The 21302-nt window shown below is 64.5% G+C and carries 17 protein-coding genes; 15 read left to right on the forward strand and 2 right to left on the reverse strand.

Annotation, left to right across the window (positions count from 1 at the left end; all coding sequences use genetic code 11):
• Window positions 1–133 precede the first annotated feature (133 nt).
• The 10 genes from C2U70_RS24820 to C2U70_RS24870 all read left to right on the forward strand — a co-directional run bounded on the left by C2U70_RS24820 (window position 134) and on the right by C2U70_RS24870 (window position 12183).
• Window positions 134–451 (forward strand): FtsB family cell division protein, encoded by a 318-nt coding sequence (locus C2U70_RS24820; protein ID WP_140981261.1) that lies wholly within the window; start codon window positions 134–136, stop codon window positions 449–451.
• 213 nt (window positions 452–664) lie between these two features.
• Window positions 665–1624, forward strand: coding sequence for a GAF domain-containing protein (locus tag C2U70_RS24825; RefSeq protein ID WP_186294449.1), 960 nt, complete (start codon window positions 665–667; stop codon window positions 1622–1624).
• 176 nt (window positions 1625–1800) lie between these two features.
• A complete protein-coding gene (gene adh / locus C2U70_RS24830) occupies window positions 1801–3318 on the forward strand; it encodes an aldehyde dehydrogenase (RefSeq protein WP_140981263.1) in 1518 nt (505 codons plus the stop codon).
• Between the two features lie 297 nt (window positions 3319–3615).
• The gene (gene pdhA / locus C2U70_RS24835) at window positions 3616–4626 is read left to right on the forward strand and encodes a pyruvate dehydrogenase (acetyl-transferring) E1 component subunit alpha (protein ID WP_140981264.1); all 1011 of its coding nucleotides are present in this window, start codon (window positions 3616–3618) and stop codon (window positions 4624–4626) included.
• A 29-nt stretch (window positions 4627–4655) separates the two neighbouring features.
• Window positions 4656–6056, forward strand: coding sequence for a pyruvate dehydrogenase complex E1 component subunit beta (locus C2U70_RS24840; protein WP_140981265.1), 1401 nt, complete (start codon window positions 4656–4658; stop codon window positions 6054–6056).
• Window positions 6057–6059: 3 nt separating this feature from the next.
• Window positions 6060–6365: a DUF5076 domain-containing protein gene (locus C2U70_RS24845; RefSeq protein WP_140981266.1), complete on the forward strand. Its 306-nt coding sequence runs from the start codon at window positions 6060–6062 to the stop codon at window positions 6363–6365.
• Between the two features lie 44 nt (window positions 6366–6409).
• Window positions 6410–7756, forward strand: a complete 1347-nt coding sequence (locus C2U70_RS24850) for a pyruvate dehydrogenase complex dihydrolipoamide acetyltransferase (RefSeq protein WP_140981267.1) — start codon at window positions 6410–6412, stop codon at window positions 7754–7756.
• A gap of 392 nt (window positions 7757–8148) precedes the next feature.
• A complete protein-coding gene (gene lpdA, locus C2U70_RS24855) occupies window positions 8149–9570 on the forward strand; it encodes a dihydrolipoyl dehydrogenase (RefSeq protein ID WP_140981268.1) in 1422 nt (473 codons plus the stop codon).
• A gap of 219 nt (window positions 9571–9789) precedes the next feature.
• The gene (locus C2U70_RS24860) at window positions 9790–11031 is read left to right on the forward strand and encodes a threonine synthase (RefSeq protein ID WP_140981269.1); all 1242 of its coding nucleotides are present in this window, start codon (window positions 9790–9792) and stop codon (window positions 11029–11031) included.
• 180 nt (window positions 11032–11211) lie between these two features.
• Window positions 11212–12183, forward strand: a complete 972-nt coding sequence (locus C2U70_RS24870; RefSeq protein WP_140981271.1) for a tripartite tricarboxylate transporter substrate binding protein BugD — start codon at window positions 11212–11214, stop codon at window positions 12181–12183.
• Between the two features lie 178 nt (window positions 12184–12361).
• Here C2U70_RS24870 and C2U70_RS24875 read toward each other — a convergent pair whose 3' ends face one another.
• Window positions 12362–14554, reverse strand: coding sequence for a lytic transglycosylase domain-containing protein (locus tag C2U70_RS24875; RefSeq protein WP_140981272.1), 2193 nt, complete (start codon window positions 14552–14554; stop codon window positions 12362–12364).
• Between the two features lie 259 nt (window positions 14555–14813).
• Here C2U70_RS24875 and C2U70_RS24880 point away from each other — a divergent pair, with 259 nt between their 5' ends.
• From C2U70_RS24880 to C2U70_RS24895, 5 genes are all read left to right on the forward strand, one after another.
• On the forward strand, window positions 14814–16547 hold the full coding sequence (locus C2U70_RS24880; RefSeq protein ID WP_140981273.1) for an adenylate/guanylate cyclase domain-containing protein: 1734 nt from the start codon (window positions 14814–14816) through the stop codon (window positions 16545–16547).
• A gap of 175 nt (window positions 16548–16722) precedes the next feature.
• Window positions 16723–16899: a hypothetical protein gene (locus C2U70_RS33155; protein WP_186294450.1), complete on the forward strand. Its 177-nt coding sequence runs from the start codon at window positions 16723–16725 to the stop codon at window positions 16897–16899.
• 198 nt (window positions 16900–17097) lie between these two features.
• Window positions 17098–17313 (forward strand): hypothetical protein, encoded by a 216-nt coding sequence (locus tag C2U70_RS24885; protein WP_140981274.1) that lies wholly within the window; start codon window positions 17098–17100, stop codon window positions 17311–17313.
• A gap of 539 nt (window positions 17314–17852) precedes the next feature.
• Window positions 17853–19577, forward strand: coding sequence for a dihydroxy-acid dehydratase (gene ilvD / locus C2U70_RS24890; RefSeq protein ID WP_140981275.1), 1725 nt, complete (start codon window positions 17853–17855; stop codon window positions 19575–19577).
• Window positions 19564–20379, forward strand: a complete 816-nt coding sequence (locus C2U70_RS24895) for a tetratricopeptide repeat protein (protein WP_140981276.1) — start codon at window positions 19564–19566, stop codon at window positions 20377–20379. Before ilvD ends, C2U70_RS24895 begins: the two co-directional genes overlap by 14 nt.
• Before the next feature lie 12 nt (window positions 20380–20391).
• Here the strand turns inward: C2U70_RS24895 and xth are convergent, their stop codons facing one another.
• Window positions 20392–21189 carry an exodeoxyribonuclease III gene (gene xth / locus C2U70_RS24900; protein WP_140981277.1) on the reverse strand — a complete coding sequence of 266 codons (798 nt, stop codon included), beginning with the start codon at window positions 21187–21189 and terminating at the stop codon, window positions 20392–20394.
• Window positions 21190–21302 lie beyond the last annotated feature (113 nt).

Consider the following 21302-nt stretch of genomic DNA (forward strand, 5'->3'; position numbering starts at 1 on the left):
CCCGGCCATCCACGTCTTTCTTGGTTGTGGAGGCGAAGAACGTGGATGCCCGGCACAAGGCCGGGCATGACAGGGGATACAGGGGTGCGCAGAGTTAGCACTCCGTTAACCGACCTCGCCGATCTTGGCTGTCATGGTCACCCGTGCCCGCCTCAAATCGATTCTGACCGGCCTTGCGCTCTATACGATCGCTGCCGCGATCGTCGGCTATTTCGGCATGAACGCCTATACCGGCAAATACGGCCTGAATGCCCGCCAGGAGCTCGACCAGGAGATCATCGCGCTGACCTCCGAGCTGGCGCGGCTGAAGCGGGAGCGGGCCGAGGGCGAGCAGCGGGTGTCGCTGTTGCGGGCGGATAAAATCGACCCCGACATGCTGGACGAGCGGGCGCGCTTCCAGCTCCAATATGCCAACCCGCACGATCTGGTTCGATTGATCAACCAGAACTAGCGTTTTCGTACTGCTTTGATGCCGAAAGCCGCGCGACGAAACTGGCGCGGATGCGTCGTCTATGTCGAAGGTCGGTACCGGCGGAGGCCTGTTGCGTCTTGACGGCTGCCGGGAGCCGGGTTCATGGCATGACGCGCGCCGTCTTGCGCAGTTGACGCAGATCAACCTGACGGTGCGGGCACGACCCTAGACTGCCTTTCGGAGGAAACAGTGATGCACGGGCAAATGCCGCATCACGCGGCCCGTATTGAGGCCGCCATCGCGTCGGGCCAGGCGGCACGTTCCGCGCTCGTGGCCTCGTGGCGCCGTTCCTCGTGTTTGCATCACCTCGATCCCTCAGGCCACAGATCGCCGACCCGGCTCACCGACGCCGAGCTCATCTCCGCGCGCGAGCGCATCGCGCCGCTGCTTGCGGCAGCCCAGGGTGCGATGGACCGGCTCTACCAGGCGGTCGGCGCTGCCGGCTGCTGCGTGCTGCTCGCCGACGGCGAGGGCATTCCGGTCGACCGCCGCGGCACGCCGGCCGACGACGCGACGTTCCAATCCTGGGGCCTGTGGACCGGCGCGCTGTGGAGCGAGGAGCACGAAGGCACCAACGGCATCGGCACCTGCCTCGTCGAGCAGCGGCCGCTGACCATCGACCGCGACCAGCACTTCTTCACCCGCAACACGCTGTTGAGCTGCACCGCCGTGCCGATCTACGACCATGAGGCGGTGCTGGCCGGCGTGCTCGACGTCTCCTCCTGCCGTGCCGATCGCACCGACGCGTTCTCGAATTTGATTGCGCTTGCCGCGGGCGAGGCTGCGCGGCGCATCGAGGCCGACCTGTTTCGACACGCCTTTGCCAATGCCCGCATCGTGCTGATGCCGCCGGCGGAGGGGCAGGGCGGCGGCCTCGTGGCCGTCGATGCCGACGATCTCGTGATAGGCGCAACCCGATCCGCCCGGGTCGGATTGGGGATTGCGCCCGGCCGCCCGTGGCAGCCGGTGCCCGCAGCCGATCTGTTCGGTGGCGATACGGTGTGCGATCATCTTGCCGGTGGTCAGCGGTCCGTGTTGCAGCGGGCGCTGTTGCGCGCGGGCGGCAATGTTTCGGCTGCCGCCAAGGCGCTCGGCGTCAGCCGCGCCACGCTTCATCGCAAGCTCAAGCGCTTCGAGCTGCGCGCGCACTAAGTTTCCTTCATTGCTCATGTCGGCCGCAGCATCTGTCGCAGTTCTGCGACAGGTCGGTCGCACCGTCGTGCCCGCCCGGGCTGACAGCAGGCAGCTCCCGCGACATTTTCGATGCAAGTCGCAAGGACGCGAAACATCCGCGACGAATTGCTCACACAGCAACACCGGGAGTGAACATGAACAAGGTCGAATTCCTCAACGTATCGAAAGTTCCCTTCGCCGCGCGCTATGACAATTTCATCGGCGGCAAATGGGTCGCGCCGAAAGCGGGCAAGTATTTTGACAACACCTCGCCGGTGACCGGAAAGGTGGTGTGTCAGATCGCACGTTCCGACGAGCAGGACATCGAAGCTGCGCTCGACGCCGCGCATGCCGCCAAGCTCGCGTGGGGACGCACCAGCACGGCCGAGCGCTCGCTGATCCTCAACAGGATCGCCGACCGCATGGAGGAGAACCTGGAGCGGCTCGCGATCGCCGAGACCTGGGATAACGGGAAGCCGATCCGCGAGACCCGTGCCGCCGACCTGCCGCTCGCGATCGACCATTTCCGCTATTTCGCCGGCGTCGTGCGCGGCCAGGAAGGGACTATCGGCGAGATCGACGAGGACACCGTCGCCTATCATTTCCACGAGCCGCTCGGCGTCGTCGGTCAGATCATCCCCTGGAATTTTCCGCTGCTGATGGCGTGCTGGAAGCTCGCTCCGGCCCTGGCCGCCGGCAACTGCATCGTGCTGAAGCCCGCCGAGCAGACGCCTGCCTCGATCATGGTGTTTGCCGAGATCATCGGCGACCTCTTGCCGCCGGGCGTCCTCAATATCGTCAACGGCTTTGGCCTCGAGGCCGGCAAGCCGCTCGCCTCCAGCAAGCGGATCGCAAAAATCGCCTTCACCGGCGAAACCACGACGGGCCGGCTGATCATGCAATATGCCAGCCAGAACCTGATCCCTGTCACCCTCGAGCTCGGCGGCAAGTCGCCGAACATCTTCTTCAAGGACGTCACCGCCGAGGATGACGACTTCTTCGACAAGGCGATCGAGGGCTTTGTGATGTTCGCCCTCAACCAGGGCGAGGTCTGCACCTGTCCGAGCCGGGCGCTGATCCACGAAGACATTTACGACCGCTTCATGGAACGGGCGCTGAAGCGCGTGGCCGCCATCGTTCAGGGCGACCCCCGTGACGCCGCCACGATGATCGGTGCGCAGGCGTCCAGCGAGCAATTGGAGAAAATTCTTTCCTATATCGACATCGGCAAGCAAGAAGGTGCCAAGGTTCTGGCCGGCGGCGGGCGCGCCAGCCTGTCCGGCGATCTCGCCAGCGGCTTCTACGTCCAGCCGACCGTGTTCCACGGCCACAACAAGATGCGGATCTTCCAGGAGGAGATCTTCGGCCCCGTCGTCTCGGTCACGACCTTCAGGAACGACGACGAGGCGCTGTCGATTGCCAACGACACGCTCTACGGCTTAGGGGCCGGGGTCTGGAGCCGCGACGCCAACCGCTGCTACCGCTTCGGCCGCGCCATCCAGGCCGGCCGCGTCTGGACCAACTGCTACCACGCCTATCCCGCGCATGCGGCGTTTGGAGGCTACAAGCAGTCGGGCATCGGACGCGAGACCCACAAGATGATGCTCGACCACTACCAGCAGACCAAGAACCTGCTGGTCAGCTACAGCCCGAAGAAGCTCGGCTTCTTCTGATCCGGCACACAGGACGGCGCAAAAATCTTCTCCCATTGCGCCGTCCTGGACTGGCGGGGCACGGCTCATGCACGGCCCCGTCCTGTTTCATCAATCGGAGGTTCTTGACGCGGTCACAAATCTGATCGCGCGGCGACGGCGATTAGATTTGTTGCCCGATCGGCGCAAAAGATTTTGCAAAATTTCCGGCCACGTTGCACTGCGGCATAATGAAAATCGCATGGCGGCGCTGCGGTGCTTTCACCGGCGTTTGAGTTGGGTTAGAGAGGACTTAGTTTTCTCTGACCCGGAATTCGCATGGCCTCACCCAAAAAAGCCGCCGCTGACAAGACCAACGGCAGCTCTCCTCCGGAATTCACCAAGGAACAGGAACTCAAGGCGCTTCGGGACATGCTCCTGATCCGCCGTTTCGAGGAGAAGGCGGGCCAGCTCTACGGCATGGGTGCGATCGGCGGTTTCTGCCACCTCTATATCGGCCAGGAGGCCGTGGTGGTCGGCATGCAGATGGCGCTGAAGCAGGGCGACCAGGTCATCACCGGCTACCGCGACCACGGCCACATGCTCGCCTGCGGCATGGATGCCAACGGCGTGATGGCCGAGCTCACCGGCCGCCGCGGCGGCTACTCCAAGGGCAAGGGCGGCTCCATGCACATGTTCAGCATGGAGAAGCAGTTTTACGGCGGCCACGGCATCGTCGGCGCCCAGGTCTCGCTTGGCACGGGGCTCGCCTTCGCCAACCATTATCGCGGCAACGACAATGTCAGCGTCGCCTATTTCGGCGACGGTGCGGCGAACCAGGGTCAGGTCTATGAGAGCTTCAACATGGCGGAGCTCTGGAAGCTGCCGGTGATCTACGTCATCGAGAACAACCGCTACGCCATGGGCACGTCGGTATCGCGCGCCTCGGCGCAGCAGGACTTTTCCAAGCGCGGCGCCTCCTTCAACATCCCGGGCAAGCAGGTCGACGGCATGGACGTGCGCGCGGTCAAGGCTGCGGGTGATGAGGCGGTCGCCTGGTGCCGCGCCGGCAAGGGCCCCTTCATCCTGGAGATGCAGACCTATCGCTATCGCGGCCACTCGATGTCCGACCCCGCGAAATATCGCACGCGCGAGGAGGTCGAAAAGGTCCGCCACGACCAGGACCCGATCGAGCAGGTGCGCAACCGCCTGTTGGCGGCCAAGGTGAGCGAGGCCGACCTCAAGGCGATCGACGCCGAGGTGCGCGACATCGTCAACGCGTCAGCCGACTTCGCCCAGCATGATCCCGAGCCGGATGCCGCCGAGCTCTGGACCGACGTCTACCGCTAATCGCGCGCAAGCTTTCTTTTGGAGTCGATATGCCAATTCAAGTGCTGATGCCCGCGTTGTCGCCCACGATGGAAAAGGGCAACCTCGCCAAATGGCTGAAGAAAGAGGGCGAGACGATCAAGTCGGGCGATGTCATCGCCGAGATCGAGACCGACAAGGCGACCATGGAGGTCGAGGCGACCGATGAGGGGACGCTCGGCAAGATCCTGATCCCCGAGGGGACCGCCGACGTTGCCGTCAACACGCCGATCGCAACCATTTTGGCCGATGGCGAGACGGCCGCTGATCTCGCCAAGGTGCCGGCCGCGCCCGCGCCGAGCGTCGCGCAGGAGGTTGCCGAATCCCGCTCGCCGGTCGGCGAGGGCAAGCCGATGATCTCGGCGCCGAAGGCTACTGCCGCGCCGCAGGCCGTTGCCGAGCCCGATCCCGAAGTGCCCGCGGGCACCGCGATGGTGACGCAGACCATCCGCGAAGCGCTGCGCGACGCCATGGCCGAGGAGATGCGCCGCGACAAGGACGTCTTCGTCATGGGCGAAGAGGTCGCCGAATATCAGGGCGCCTACAAGGTCACCCAGGGCCTGTTGCAGGAGTTCGGCGCCAAGCGCGTCATCGACACGCCGATCACCGAGCACGGCTTTGCGGGCGTCGGCGTCGGCGCGGCCATGACCGGGTTGAAGCCGATCGTCGAGTTCATGACCTTCAATTTCGCCATGCAAGCGATCGACCAGATCATCAACTCCGCCGCCAAGACGCTTTACATGTCCGGCGGCCAGATGGGCTGCTCGATCGTGTTCCGCGGACCGAACGGTGCGGCTGCGCGCGTCGCCGCGCAGCACAGCCAGGACTATTCGTCCTGGTACTCGAACATCCCGGGTCTCAAGGTCATCGCGCCGTTCTCGGCCGCCGACTACAAGGGCCTGCTCAAGGCCGCGATCCGCGATCCCAACCCGGTGATCTTCCTCGAGAACGAGGTGCTCTACGGCCATACCGGGGAAGTGCCGAAGCTCGACGACTACGTGATCCCGATCGGCAAGGCGCGCATCGTGCGCGCGGGCTCGCACGTCACCATCATCTCCTGGTCGAACGGCATGACCTATGCGCTGAAGGCCGCCGACGAGCTCGCCAAGGACGGCATCGAGGCCGAGGTGATCGACCTGCGCACGCTGCGCCCGATGGACACCGAGACCATCATCAACTCCGTCAAGAAGACCGGCCGCGCCGTCACCGTCGAGGAGGGCTGGGCGCAGAGCGGCGTCGGCGCCGAGATCGCCGCGCGCATCATGGAGCACGCCTTCGACTATCTCGATGCGCCGGTGACGCGCGTGTCGGGCAAGGACGTGCCGATGCCCTATGCCGCTAACCTGGAAAAGCTCGCGCTGCCGTCGGCGGCCGAAGTCGTCGAGGCCGCCAAAGCCGTCTGCTACAGGTAAACCATGGCAGGGCCCAAGGAGCAGCCACTGCCGCCCGACGTCATGGCCCGCGAGGATGCGATCGAGATCCTGCGCGTGTTCGTGCTCGACGGCGGGCTGTCGATGGCGTTCCAGCGGGCCTTTGAAGAGCCCGACATGTGGGGCCTGCTGCTCGTCGATCTCGCACGCCATGCCGCGCGCGCCTATGCGCGGGAGAGCGAATACACCGAGGACGAGGCGCTGGGTCGAATCCTCGAGATGTTCGAGGCGGAAATCCAGCGGCCGACCGACATCGGCACCACCACACCACGTGGTCAGAAGGGACACTGAGCGCGTGGCATTCAAGCTTTTGAAAAGTTTTTCGTGAGGTCAGCATGCCCATCAACATCCTGATGCCCGCTCTTTCGCCGACGATGGAGAAGGGCAACCTCGCCAAGTGGCTGAAGAAGGAAGGCGACAAGGTCAAATCCGGCGACGTCATCGCCGAGATCGAGACCGACAAGGCCACCATGGAGGTCGAGGCGATCGACGAAGGCACAATCGCCAAGATCCTGGTGCCTGAGGGCACGCAGGACGTGCCGGTCAACGACGTGATCGCGGTACTCGCTGGTGAAGGCGAAGACGTGAAAGCTGCTGGTGCCGCAAAACCCAGCGCATCCGCCGCGCCGCCGAAGGCGGCCGAGGCTCCCGCCGCTGCGCCTGCAGCGCCGGCCGCACCGAAGGCTGCTCCGGCTCCTGCCGCCGCGCCCGCGGCACCTGCTGCTGCTCCCGCCGCGCAAGCCAACGGGCAGGGCGGCCGCGTGTTCTCCTCGCCGCTGGCGCGCCGGCTCGCCAAGGATGCCGGCATCCAGATTTCGGCCATCAACGGCACCGGCCCGCATGGTCGCGTCGTCGCGCGCGATGTCGAGCAGGCGAAATCCGGCAAGGGCCTCAAGGCGCCCGCCGCAGCGCCCTCAGGCGCGTCCTCGATCGCGCCGACCATGTCGGACAAGCAGATCCTGTCGCTGTTCGAGCCCGGCTCCTACGAGATCATCCCGCATGACGGCATGCGCCGCACCATCGCGCAGCGCCTGACCGCGTCGATCCAGAACGTCCCGCACTTCTTCCTCACCATCGACTGCGACATCGGCAAGCTGATGGCCGCGCGCGAGGAGATCAATGCGGCCGCGCCGAAGGACAAGGAGAAGAAGCCGCTCTACAAGATCTCGGTCAACGACTTCGTCATCAAGGCGATGGCGGTCGCGCTGCAAAAAATCCCGAACTGCAATGTGAGCTGGACCGAAAGCGGCATGGTCAAGCACCATCATTCCGACGTCGGCGTTGCCGTTGCGATGCCTGGCGGCCTGATCACGCCGATCATCCGCAAGGCGGAGACCAAGACGCTGTCCACCATCTCCAACGAGATGAAGGATTTTGCCGCGCGCGCCCGTTCGCGCAAATTGAAGCCCGAGGAATATCAGGGCGGCACCACGGCCGTCTCGAACCTCGGCATGTACGGCATCAGCCACTTCACCGCCGTGATCAACCCGCCGCATGCCACCATCCTGGCGGTCGGCACCAGCGAGGAACGCCCGGTCGTGCGCGGCGGCAAGATCGAGATCGCGCATATGATGAGCGTGACCTTGTCGTGCGATCACCGCGCCATCGACGGCGCGCTCGGCGCCGAGCTGATCGGCGCATTCAAGCAGCTGATCGAAAACCCCGTCATGATGATGGTGTGATGGGTTTTTTGTTTTTCCTGCTCGGCGTTCTGTTGTGGGACCTTCTTGCTCTCATGGTCTTAAGCGGGTCGCCAGCAGCTTTAGCTGGTTCGGGGGAAATGATACTCGCTGCTGCATTTTTCGCGAGCCTGTGGGCACTACCAATCGTCGCTTTTGTCTCCGTTGCCGACGCCATCTCGCGGCAGTTTCATTCTTGGATGAGATTGCTGCTGTTCCTCGGGCTGTGTTCCTTAGGAATAGCCGGCTTGCTCTTTTGGCTCGCAAGCCTTTCGACTTGGTACACGTTGAGACACGATGGTACGCTCCGGCTCATCCTCTTCCCGACCCTGGGTGTCGTCGCTCTGTATTTGGGGCGCTTCTTTAGGTCCGCGAACAGATCAGGTGCGTAACATATGGCCGACACATCCTTCGACATCATCATCATCGGCTCCGGTCCCGGCGGCTACGTCACCGCGATCCGCGCCGCCCAGCTCGGCTTCAAGGTCGCGATCGTCGAAAAATCCTATCTCGGCGGCATCTGCCTGAACTGGGGCTGCATCCCGACCAAGGCGCTGCTGCGCTCGGCCGAGATCTACCACTACATGCAGCACGCCAAGGATTACGGCCTGTCGGCGGAGAAGATCTCGTTCGATCCGAAGGCGGTGGTGCAGCGCTCGCGCGGCGTCTCCAAACGGCTGAACGACGGCGTCGGCTTCCTGATGAAGAAGAACAAGGTTTCGGTGATATGGGGTGCCGCCTCGATCGACGCGCCCGGCAAGGTCACCGTGAAGAAGTCCGATGTCGAGGCGCCCAAGGGGACGCTCGGCGAGGGGAGCTATCAGGCCAAGCACATCATCATCGCGACCGGCGCGCGGCCGCGCGTGCTGCCCGGGCTCGAGCCCGACAAGAAGCTGGTCTGGACCTATTTTGAAGCGATGGTGCCGGATCGTATCCCGAAATCGCTGCTGGTGGTCGGCTCCGGCGCCATCGGCATCGAGTTCGCGTCGTTCTTCCACACCATGGGCTCCGAGGTGACCGTGGTCGAGGTGCTGCCGCAGATCCTGCCCGTCGAAGACGCTGAGATCGCGACGCTGGCGCGAAAACGCTTTGAGAAGATGGGCATCAAGATCATGTCCTCGACCAAAGTGACGAAGCTCGACAAGAAGGCCGACAGCGTCGTCGCCACCATCGACGACGGCAAGGGCAAGCCGGTCACGACCGAATTCGAGCGCGTGATCTCCGCCGTCGGCGTCGTCGGCAATATCGAGAACCTAGGCCTCGAAAAGCTCGGGGTCAAAACCGATCGCGGCTGCGTCGTGATCGACGGCCTCTGCAAGACCAATGTCCCCGGCATCTACGCCATCGGCGACGTCGCAGGTCCCCCCATGCTGGCGCACAAGGCCGAGCATGAAGGCGTGATCTGCGTCGAGGCGATCAAGGGCCTGCACCCGCATCCCATGGACAAGAACATGATCCCGGGTTGCACCTATTGCCATCCGCAGGTCGCCTCGGTTGGTCTCACTGAGGCCAAGGCAAAGGAAGGCGGCCGCGAAATCCGCGTCGGCCGCTTCCCCTTCGTCGGCAACGGCAAGGCGATCGCGCTTGGCGAGGACCAGGGTTTGGTCAAAGTCATCTTCGACAAGAAGACCGGGCAGCTTCTGGGGGCCCACATGATCGGCGCCGAGGTCACCGAGCTGATTCAGGGGTATGTCGTCGCCATGAACCTGGAGACCACGGAAGAAGAGCTGATGCACACGGTCTTCCCGCATCCGACGCTGTCGGAGATGATGAAGGAAGCCGTGCTGGATGCTTACGGAAAGGTGCTGAATATCTAGCCTGTTGCGGCGGGCAACACGCGTAACCCGTCATCCTGAGGTGCGAGGCCGGCGGTGCGGAGCACCGATGGCCAAGCCTCGAAGGATGAACGGCCGAGATGCTACAGCGGGGCCCGTCGCCCTTCGGGGCTCACCGCACGGCGCGCTGCGCCGCTTGGTTCGCACCTCAGGGTGACGGGTTCGACAGGAACAGAGTAAAACAAGAAAAGGGAAGAACCCGTGCACGACAACGACAACCTCACCATCGAGCGCCCGACCTTCGTCACGCATCTGGAATGCGCGATGGAGGGCGACCGCTACGCCGCCGACCAGGTCCATAACCTCTCCAAGGCCGGCAAGCCGCTGCTGGTCCGCTACGACCTCGCGGGGGTGAGGAAAGCGCTGACCAAGGACGCGCTCGCCCAACGCCCCGCCGACATGTGGCGCTATCGCGAGCTGCTGCCGGTGCGCAAATGCAGGGATATCGTCTCGCTCGGCGAGGTCACGACGCCGCTGATCCGGCTGCCAAAGCTCAGCACAAAACTCGGCGGCGGCGAGATCATCGTCAAGGACGAAGGGCGGCTGCCGACCGGCTCGTTCAAGGCCCGCGGGCTCGTGATGGCGGTGTCGATGGGCAAGGCGCTCGGCATCAAGCACATGGCGATGCCGACCAACGGCAACGCCGGCGCGGCACTCGCGGCCTACGCGACCTCCTGCGGCATCAAGACCACGATCTTCTGCCCGGCCGATACGCCGGAAGTGAACGTGAGCGAGATCGAGCTGCAGGGCGCGACCGTCTACCGCGTCAACGGCTATATCGACGATTGCGGCAAGATCGTCGGCGAGGGCAAGGCCAAGGTCGGCTGGTTCGATACGTCCACCTTGAAGGAGCCGTACCGGATCGAGGGCAAGAAAACGATGGGGCTCGAGCTCGCCGAGCAGCTCAATTGGGACGTGCCGGACGTGATCTTCTATCCGACCGGCGGCGGCACCGGCCTGATCGGCATGTGGAAGGCTTTTGACGAGCTCGAGAAGATCGGCTTCATCGGCTCAAAGCGCCCGCGCATGGTCGCGGTGCAGGCCTCCGGCTGCGCGCCGATGGTGCGCGCCTATGACGCCGGCACCGAGCACGCCACGCGCTGGGAGGACGCCCACACCATCGCGTCAGGCATCCGCGTGCCGCAGGCGATCGGCGACTTTTTGATCCTGCGCGCGGTGCGGCAGAGCAAGGGTTTTGCGATCGCGGTCGACGACGACCAGATCTCGTCGGCGCTCAACGAGGTCGCGCGCGAGGAGGGGCTGCTGCTGTGCCCCGAAGGTGCCGCGACCTATGCCGCCTACAAGCAGAGCCTTGCCGACGGCCGCGTCACCAGGAGCGATCGCGTGATGCTGTTCAATTGCGCGACCGGGCTGAAGTACCCGCTGCCGCCGGTCACCCGCACGCTCGACCGTCACAAGCCGATCGACTATTCGCAGTTCTGAGGACTTCTCCCTCTCCCCGCTTGCGGGGAGAGGGTTGCGGTGAGGGGGAGTCTCCGCGGGGACGGTGAGAGTTGGACTCGCGGAGACTCCCCCTCACCCGGATCGCATCTAACGATGCGATCCGGCCTCTCTCCGCAAGCGGGGAGAGGCGAAGAAGAAACGATGTCGGGAGGAAGAACAATGAAAAAAGCTGTCTGGGCTGCCTTGTTTGCCGTTCTCGCGTTCACCGGCGTCGCGCGTGCGGATACCTTTCCCTCGCGCCCCATCACCATCATCGTGCCGTTCTCGGCCGGCGGTCCGTCGGACGCGATGGCGCGCATCCTCGCCGAGCGGATGAAGGTGACGCTGGGGCAGGCCGTGCTGGTGGAGAACGTCACCGGCGCCGGCGGTTCGATCGGGGTCGGGCGCGCCGTGCAGTCGCCGCCGGACGGCTACACCATTTCGTTTGGCCATCTCGGCACCCATGTGGCCAACGGCGCCGTCTACAAGCTCAGCTACGATCTCGTCGCCGACCTCATGCCGGTGGTGCTGCTGCCGAGCAATCCGATGATCGTCGTCAGCAAGAACGCCGTGCCGGCGAAATCGCTGACTGAGCTGATCGCCTGGCTCAAGGCGCGTCCGGCGCCTGCGACCGCGGGCACCGCCGGCGCGGGCTCCGGCAGCCACATTGCCGGCGTTTATTTCGAGAGCGCCACCGGCATCAAGCTGCAATATGTGCCGTATCGCGGCACGGGACCTGCCCTGAACGATCTCATCGCCGGTCAGATCGACGTCATCGTCGACCAGACCTCCAACTCCATCAACCAGGTCCGCGCCGGCACCATCCGCGCCTATGCCATCAGCGACGACAAGCGCCTGGCTTCCGCGCCTGACATTCCGACCGCGCAGGAGGCGGGGCTCAAAGGTTTCACCATGACGCTGTGGTCGGGAATGTGGGTGCCGAAGGGCACGCCGAAGGACATCGTCACCAAGCTCAACGCCGCGGCGGTTGACGCGCTGAACGATCCCGGCGTGAAGAAGCAGATGGAAAACCTCGGCCTCGAAATGCCGCCACCGGATCAGCTCACGCCCGAAGCGCTCGGCGCCAAGCAGAAGGCCGAGATCGCCAAATGGTGGCCGATCATCAAGGCCGCCGACATCAAGGTGGATTAGGGCGCAGGCTGCGCAAATGCGTAGGGTGGGTTAGCGAGGCGGATGCGCGAAGCGCAGTCCGCTCCGCGTAACCCACCACTTTGGTTTCCGCGTCGACAGAAGAGGTGGGTTACGCCCAGCGAACTGCGCTTCGCGCAGTCGCAAGGCTAACCCACCCTACGAAGCCTCCGTGACAGACTCAATCCGCGCCGGCGCTCACCGGCACCGCGGCTGGCTTCGCACTGACCTCCTGCGCGCCGACCCGTCCTTCGGACTTCGCGGCGACCGTGCCTGATCCCTCGAACCGCACCCGATAAACCAGCACGTTCTCCATCACCCGCTGGACGTAGTTGCGCGTCTCCGACAGCGGGATGCGCTCGACCCAGTCGACAGGATCGACCTTGGGGTCGCGGGGATCGCCGCGCGCCTGCACCCATTCGCGCACGCGGCCACGGCCGGCATTGTAGCCGGCGAAGGTCATGATCTGGTTGCCGCGGTATTCCGACAGCAGCGCGCTGAGCTCGGCGGCGCCCATCTGCGTGTTGTAGACGGGGTCGGAGACCATCTTGCTCCAGTCATAGGTGAGGCCGAAGCGCTTTGCAGTATCGCGGCCGGCCTCCGGCGTCACCTGCATCAGCCCGACGGCGTTGGCCGGCGACTTGTCGCGCTGGTCGAACGCGCTTTCGGTCCGCGCCACGCCATAGATGATGCTGAGCTCGATCTCGGGCGCGACCTGCTTGTGCGGGGGAATGCCGATGGTGGGGAAGGCGTAGTGATCGAGCGCGAGCCCGCGGGCCAGCGCCGACTTGCCGATCTCCAGCATGGCGCGGGCGTCGTTGCGGCGGCCGGCCAGTTCGCCGAGCGCTTCGAGCATGCGCGCATCCGTGCTCTGCTCGGCGAGGTCGTCGGCGTAGTAGTAGACGACGTCGCGCTCGCCGACCTCGTAGAGCATCTCGGCGCCGCGCACGCGCTCGTCCATCGGGGCCGCCGTATCGGAGGCGAGCACGGCCGTGGGCGCGCGCAGCTCGATGCGGTCGATCCCGAGTCGCGCGCGGGCAAGCTGGCCGTAATAGGCGGTCGGATAGCGGGCGGCCGCCTTGTAGCTCGCCCGCGCGTCGGCGGTGGCACCGAGCGCCTCGGCCGCGCGACCGCGCCAGTAATGCGCGCGCGACAAGGCGAGCGGGTTCGGCGAGCCCTCGTCGATGGAGGCGAAGTGCGTCAGCGCCGTCCTGGGATCGTCGAGATAGCGCAGCGCAATCCAGCCGCACATGAAGTGATAGTCGACGCGGTAGACTTCCATCGCCGGCACCGCCGCGGTGCGCACCACGTCATAGGCCGTCGTGAACTTGCCCTGGTCGAGCAGTTTTCGCGCGATCAGGCGCCGCTCGCGCCACCAGGCGTCGGTGTCCTGCGCCGCCATCATGTCGGGGCTGGCTGCCAAAATCACCTGCGCGGCGTCGTCGACACGGTCCTTCTGCAGGTGCCACTGCGCGCGGCACAGCACATAGCCGAGATCCTTGCGGCCATCGGTCGAGACGTCGTCGAGATAGTCCTTGGCCTTGTTGGCCTTGCCTGTCACGGCCGAGCACGCCTTCACGATCGCGAGCGCATCGTCGTCGAGATGCTTGGCCGCGCGCCGCGCGCCGGCGTAGTCCTTGACGCCGAGGCGCTTGTCCATTCGGGCGCGATGGTCATCTGACGTCAGCAGGTCGCGGAATAGTTCGTAGGCGTCTTCCTCGCTACGCTCCGACAATTCGTCGGTGCGCCAGGCGTCACGGATGACCCGTTGGGCGCCGTCGCGGTCGCCCTCGGAGAGCAGCGCGCGGGCAAGCGCAAACTTGCCCTTGCCGGTCAGCGGCTGGTCGGCGGTGAAGCGATGCACGGTTGCGGCGTCGCTCTTCTCCTGCCACAGCCGCGCCTCCGCGCGCCTGCGCAATTGGGGGATGCTCGGCCATTCCGGATTGGCTGTGATGAACGCCGCGTAGCGGTTGAAGTTCGCTGTTGTCTCCGAATTGCGCAGGATGAACCACTCGGCGAGCTTCTGCCCGGCGGGCTCGGCGATCCGGTCGCGCGCGGCGGTCGCATCGTCGGTCTTACCCTTGCGGGCGAGGTCGATCGCGTCTTTCAGCGCGGCGAGGTCGCCGGTCAGCGCCGGCTTGGCCGGCGTCTCCTCGTCATCGTCATCATCGACGGGCTTCGGCTTGCGCTTGGCCGTGGCATGCTTGGAATGCCGATGCTTGGCGGCGACGCGCTTGCCGCCCTTCGAGTCCTTCTTGGCCTCGTGCGTCTTTTTCGGATGGGAGGATTTTGGCTTTGCTCCGGCCTCCGTCGACAGAAGCGCGAGCGACACGAACGCGAACACATACGCAAGCGAGCGTAGGCACTGGTTCATTCCATGGTCCCCCTGCGAAACCATCAGCACAAACCAAGCCGCGAATCCTGCGGGCTTGAGCGAAACGAACGATACCACAGCAGCGCGTGGTAATCCGGCACGCTCGGGCAACATTGCGGCAAAAATGGCAGCGAACGAAAATGGAACCCGTGAAGATTCGATCGTAAATTGACGTTAACGATTTGGGCGCGTGTTCCCTGGAACAAATCCGGTGTATGAGTTCCAAAGCTCTCTCCGGAAGTTCACGCGTCGCGTATCCATGCCGCTGTTCAGCCAAACGATCAGGCGAAAAATCGTCGGGATCGCCCTCGGACTGATCGTCCTGATGGTGATCACGTCCATGCTGTCGATGGTGATGTCCGGCAGGGTGGGCGTCCTCCTGGACGAGCTGACCAACCGCTACATTCCCGCCTATGGCGACCTGGCCCGGGCCAACATCCGCTCGCTGGAGCGGGCGCTCGCACTGCGTCGGATGGTCATCGCAAAAATGCAGACGCCGCCGGATGAGGAGGGCTATGCCGCGCAATTGCGCGTCTTCCGTGAGACCGAACCCCTGGTCGAGCGCGAGACGGATTCTGCGCGAAAGCTGATCAACGAGATCATCGCCGACGAAGCCACGCCGTCCGACAACGCGGCGCTCGGTCGGCTCGATGCCCGAATTGAAACGGCCGTCGGGGAGCTCCGCCGCGAACTTGCCGATGAGAACGCAAAGCTGCTGAAACAGCTCGAGGCCAAGGATTTTGTATCCGCACGGGCAACGCTCACGCATATCGAGTCGCTGCGCGATCTCTTCAGCCAGCGGATCGATGCGATCCGTGCCGACATGCTCAAGCAGGTGTTTGCCAGCACCGCGACCGTGATCCGCCATCAGCGCCAGGCGATCATCGTCTCCGCCATCGTCACCGTGCTTGCCGCGATCGTCGGCCTGGTGTTTGCGTGGCTCGTCAGTAGCGGCATCACGCGCCCGGTGCGCTTGTTGCTCGCGGGCACGCGCGAGGTCGAGGCGGGCCGCTTCGACCAGCCGATCAGCGTCTCGACCCAGGACGAGATCGGCGAGCTCGCCCGCGCTTTCAACCGGATGGTCGAGCAATTGCGCCAGAACGAGCGCGTCAGGGAAACCTTCGGCCGCTACATCGATCCCAAGGTCGTGCAGGGCCTGATCGACCGGCCTGAGATCGCCGTCGACGGCGAACGCCGCCTGATGACCATCATGTTCTGCGACATGAGCGGTTTTACCGCGATGAGCGAGGGCATGACGCCGCGCGGCCTCGTCAAGGTGATGAACCATTATTTCACGGTCATGTCGGCGCCGGTCCGGCGCAATCGCGGTGTCATCGACAAATATATCGGCGATGCCATCATGGCCTATTGGGGGCCTCCCTTCATCGAGGAGGGCGAGCAGGCCCAGCTCGCCTGCCTCGCCGCGCTCGACATGGCGGACCAGGTGCCGGCGCTGCAGCAGCAGCTTCCCGATCTGCTCGGCATCCGCCACATGCCAGCGCAGTGCGACCTGCGCATCGGTATTGCCACCGGCGAGGTGCTCACCGGCAGCATCGGCTCGGAGCTGATGATGAGCTTCACGGTGATGGGTGACGCCGTGAACCTCGCCTCGCGCCTGGAGGCCGCTAATAAGGTCTATGGCAGCCGCATCCTGGTCGCGCAGGCGACCGCCGCGGCGTTGAAGAACAGCGTTGAGCTACGCGAGATCGATCGCATCGCCGTCGCCGGCCAGAGCGTGCCGCAAGGCGTGTTCGAGGTGATGGCGCGAAAGGGCGAGTTGGCGGCTCAGATGGAGAGCCTGCGCACGCGCTACGCCGAGGGCCTTGCCGCGTATCGCGCCGCGCGCTGGGACGAGGCGCGCACCGCCTTCAATGCCGCGCTCGAGCTCGTGCCCGGCGACGGTCCGTCGCGGACGCTGCTGGCGCGGATCGATATCCTGAAGGCCCATCCGCCAGCCGATTGGGACGGTGCCTGGCGCATGGAGCAGAAGTAGCTTCCGCAGTGCGCGTCATCCCTTGGATGCCATCTGTCGGTGCGCGGCCCAGTTAACCTCTGACGGCCGCGGCCGACAAAAATTGATTCAGTCGCATAACGATGTTGGCGGTGACGTATCCGGCAGGCTTAGGCTTTGAGTCGCGTTCGAAGGCGTATTTTATGGGGACACGCCGATGACAGACCTCGAGGACCGGCTCGAGCGTTCCGAGACGCTCACCGCCGAATGCGAGTTGATCGCCAAGCTTGCAACCGACGCGGCCAAACGGGAACTCTACCTCAAGCTCGCGGAGCATTATCGCGAACTGGCCGCCGACATGCGGCAGGCCATCGCGACGAGGCACGCTGCTTGAGGGCAGGAGAGGCGTGGCCTCGCGTCGTGGATGGGGCGGGCCGGGCCGAAAGTCCTTCTTAAGAAATGACGCGCATCCTTCAGCGGATGTGGCGGAGGGCGCCGATCGCGCTTCGCCACGTTGGGAATGCTGGGGCTTGGCGCTGACGCAACGGGCCTCATGGACTGGCGCGTTGTCCTTGCTCTCCAGGGCGATCCCATGCGGGCTGTTGCGGTCATATTGCTTCTCGGACTGACGGTCGCCGGCTGCGAGCCGGAACAGGACATCACGGGCACCACGCCGGTCTGCCCGATGCGCCTTTACAGCTCGTTCAATCCCAAGGACATGAACCAGTGCGTCGCAGCCTGCAAAGCCTGCGACCGCGGCAACACGGTCACCTGCTCCACGTCCTGCACGCTTAGGGGCGCCAGATAGGCCGCGCGGGCTTGCGGCCGCTACCTGCCGTCGTTCCTGACGCCATAGCAAAGAAATCAAAAACCGGCATCGAGGAGCCGATCCTGCGCAGATTATCGTCGCCTACAACGTCGAGTGCCTGCCGGAATAGGCGTGCCATTACAACGGCAGTTCTACTGTGTATGGGGTTGTTTTTCGCCAAAAGCGAACCCGTAACAAGCCGGCCGACTCGAGTCTCTTCGAAGCCAGCTGCAAGGCAGCAGGTGGAATATCTCAGGTTGTCGATCGCCGTCGTCTAGGGGTGCTTTAGGTCGCTTTCATCGTGGCCTGCGAGCCACGAATGTGTCGTTGATACAACAGTCGGGTGAGATTTAACCGTCGTCCCAGCCCGTTTGGACGTGCGCCGCTTTTTGGCCACACCCCTGCATGAATAAAATCTTCGTAAGGTTTTAGGGGCTGCGGCTGGCTCCGGCGGGCGACAGGGAAATCCCAAGGTCGATTCAAATCTTGGGTCTGATTTTCCGGGTCTGACAAGAGTTGGCCGAGGAAACTGGTTCGCGATGGACGCCAAGACGAACATCAAGGCTAGGCTGCCGAGCCGTCACGTGACGGAAGGTCCGGCGCGCGCGCCCCATCGCTCCTACTTCTACGCCATGGGTCTGACCACCGAGCAGATCCACCAGCCCTTCGTCGGCGTCGCCTCCTGCTGGAATGAAGCCGCGCCCTGCAACATCGCCTTGATGCGCCAGGCGCAGGCGGTGAAGAAGGGCGTTGCGTCCGCCGGCGGCACGCCGCGCGAATTCTGCACCATCACCGTGACCGACGGCATCGCCATGGGCCATGACGGCATGCGCTCCTCGCTACCGTCGCGCGAATGCATCGCCGATTCCGTCGAGCTAACCGTCCGCGGCCACGCCTATGACGCCCTCGTCGGTCTCGCCGGCTGCGACAAGTCGCTGCCGGGCATGATGATGGCGATGGTCCGTCTCAACGTTCCCTCGATCTTCATCTATGGCGGCTCGATCCTGCCCGGCAATTTCCGCGGGCAGCAGGTCACCGTGCAGGACATGTTCGAGGCCGTCGGCAAGCACTCGGTCGGCGCCATGTCGGACGAGGACCTCGACGAAATCGAGCGCGTGGCGTGCCCCTCGGCCGGCGCCTGCGGCGCACAATTCACCGCCAACACCATGGCGACCGTGTCCGAGGCCATCGGCCTGGCGCTGCCGTATTCGGCCGGTGCCCCGGCACCGTACGAGATCCGCGACGCCTTCTGCATGACCGCGGGCGAGAAGGTGATGGACCTGATCGCCCAAAACATCCGTCCGCGCGACATCGTCACCCGCAAGGCGCTGGAGAATGCGGCTGCCGTCGTTGCGGCCTCGGGCGGCTCGACCAATGCTGCACTGCACCTACCTGCGATCGCGCATGAGTGCGGAATCAAGTTCGACCTGTTCGACGTGGCGGAAATCTTCAAAAAGACACCATATGTCGCGGATTTGAAGCCGGGCGGCCGTTATGTCGCCAAAGACATGTTTGAAGTTGGCGGCATCCCGCTTCTGATGAAGACGCTGCTCGACAACGGATACCTTCACGGTGATTGCCTCACCGTCACTGGCCGAACGATCGCGGAAAACCTCAAGAGCGTGAAGTGGAATCCGCACCAGGACGTGGTGCACCCGGCAGACAAACCGATCACCGTCACGGGAGGCGTGGTCGGCCTGAAGGGGAATTTGGCGCCAGAAGGTGCGATCGTGAAAGTCGCGGGAATGTCCAACCTGAGGTTTACCGGCCCGGCTCGATGCTTCGACCGGGAAGAGGACGCCTTTGCGGCCGTCCAGAACCGGACCTATCGGGAAGGCGAAGTCATCGTGATCCGCTACGAGGGCCCCAAGGGCGGCCCCGGCATGCGGGAAATGCTCCAGACCACAGCGGCGCTGACCGGGCAGGGCATGGGCGGCAAGATCGCGCTCATCACCGACGGCCGCTTCTCCGGCGCCACCCGCGGCTTCTGCATCGGCCATGTCGGCCCCGAAGCGGCCGTTGGCGGACCTATCGGGCTGCTCGAGGACGGCGACATCATCGAGATCGACGCAGTCGACGGTACCCTTAACGTAAAATTGAGCGACGCCGAGCTCGCTCAACGCAAGACCAAATGGCAGGCGCGCGCGACTAACCATACGACGGGCGCGCTCTGGAAATATGCTCAGCAGGTAGGACCAGCAATCGGTGGGGCAGTGACCCATCCCGGTGGCGCGCACGAGAAGCAGTGCTATGCGGACATCTAGGCGTACCATAGTTGCGTTGGTGTTGGGGGCCTCGGCGCTGGCCTTGCCCGCGCACGCCTTCGACGGTGCGCCGGTCAATCAGAAAGACGCCACGATCCCCGTCGTTTCGCCGGCGCCCGGTGCTGCCGGTGCGCTGCGCAAGGCCGTGCCGTCCGAAAGCTCGTCGCTGACCGCGCTGCAATATGCCGCCGAGGGCGGCCATCCCGTCGCGCAGTGGAAGCTGGGGCGCATGTACGCCAATGGCGACGGCGTCACCCAGGACGACGTCCGCGCATTCGAATATTTCAGCCGGATTGCCAATGCGCATGCCGAGGACAGCCCGTCGGCGCCGCAGGCGCAGATCGTGGCCAACGCCTTCGTCGCGCTCGGCCGCTATTATCTCAGCGGCATCCCGAACTCGAAGATCAAGGCGGACCAGGAACGCGCGCGGGACATGTTCTCCTATGCGGCGTCCTATTTCGGGAATGCGGATGCGCAGTACGACCTCGCCCGGCTCTACCTGAATACGCCTGACGGTTCGCGCGAAGCGTTCACGCAAGGCGCGCGCTGGCTCAGGCTGTCGGCGGAGAAGGGGCAGCATCAGGCTCAGGCGCTGCTCGGACAGATGCTGTTCAACGGCGACCGCCTGCCGCGGCAGGCCGCGCGTGGCCTGATGTGGCTGACGCTGGCGCGTGACAGCGCCGGGACCGACGAGACCTGGATCAAGGAAGGCTACACGAGAGCCTTCGCAAAGGCCTCCGACGACGATCGGGCGATGTGCCTGCAAATGCTCGAGCAGTGGGTGCAGGGCCGCCGGAATTGACCGGCGGCCGGCTCACGCCGCCTCCAGATCCAGATCCGCCCACACCGGCACGTGGTCCGACGGCTTCTCCCAGGCCCGCACATAGCTGTCGATGCCGACATTGGCGAGCTTGTCGCTCGCCTGCGGTGACAGCAGCAGATGGTCGATCCGCAGGCCGTGATTCTTCTGCCAGGCGCCGGCCTGGTAGTCCCAGAAGGTGTAGAGCCCGGGCTCGTCGGTGACGGCGCGCAAGGCGTCGGTGAGGCCAAGGCCGAGCAGGGACTGGAAGCTCTCGCGCGTCTCGGCCTTGAACAAGGCGTCCTCGGTCCAGGCCGCGGGATTGTGGACGTCGCGGGCGTGCGGGATGACGTTGAAGTCGCCAGCGAGGATTAACGGCTCCTCGGTCTTAAGCCGCTCCTTCGAATACTCAAGAAGCCGCGACATCCATTTGAGCTTGTAAGGATATTTCTCGGTTCCGACCGGGTTGCCATTGGGCAAATAAAGACAGGCGATGCGCAGTACGCCGCGCTTCAGCGTGACCACGCCCTCGAGGAAGCGGGCATGGGCATCCTCGTCGTCGCCGGCGAGCCCCGATTTGGTCTCGTCGAACGGCAGTTTCGACAGCAGCGCCACGCCGTTGAAAGTCTTTTGCCCGTGGGTGACGACGTTGTAGCCGAGCGCCTCGATCTCCAGCCGCGGAAACGCCTCGTCGACGCATTTGATCTCCTGGAGGCAGACGATGTCGGGCGAGCACTCCTTGAGCCAGCTCATGAGGTGCTCGATCCGCTGCCGGACCGAATTGACGTTCCAGGTGGCTACTCTGATGGACATTTGCGGGGCACTCCGGGCAGGGCCCCCGTTAGAACAAACTGCAAACGCCGCCGTCAAGGAAGGTATTCCCGGAGATACAAAATCCCCCAGAAAATTAACCCGATGGAAGCGCG

It is taken from the genome of Bradyrhizobium guangdongense (assembly GCF_006483445.1).
Taxonomy (GTDB): Bacteria; Pseudomonadota; Alphaproteobacteria; order Rhizobiales; family Xanthobacteraceae; genus Bradyrhizobium; species Bradyrhizobium guangdongense_A.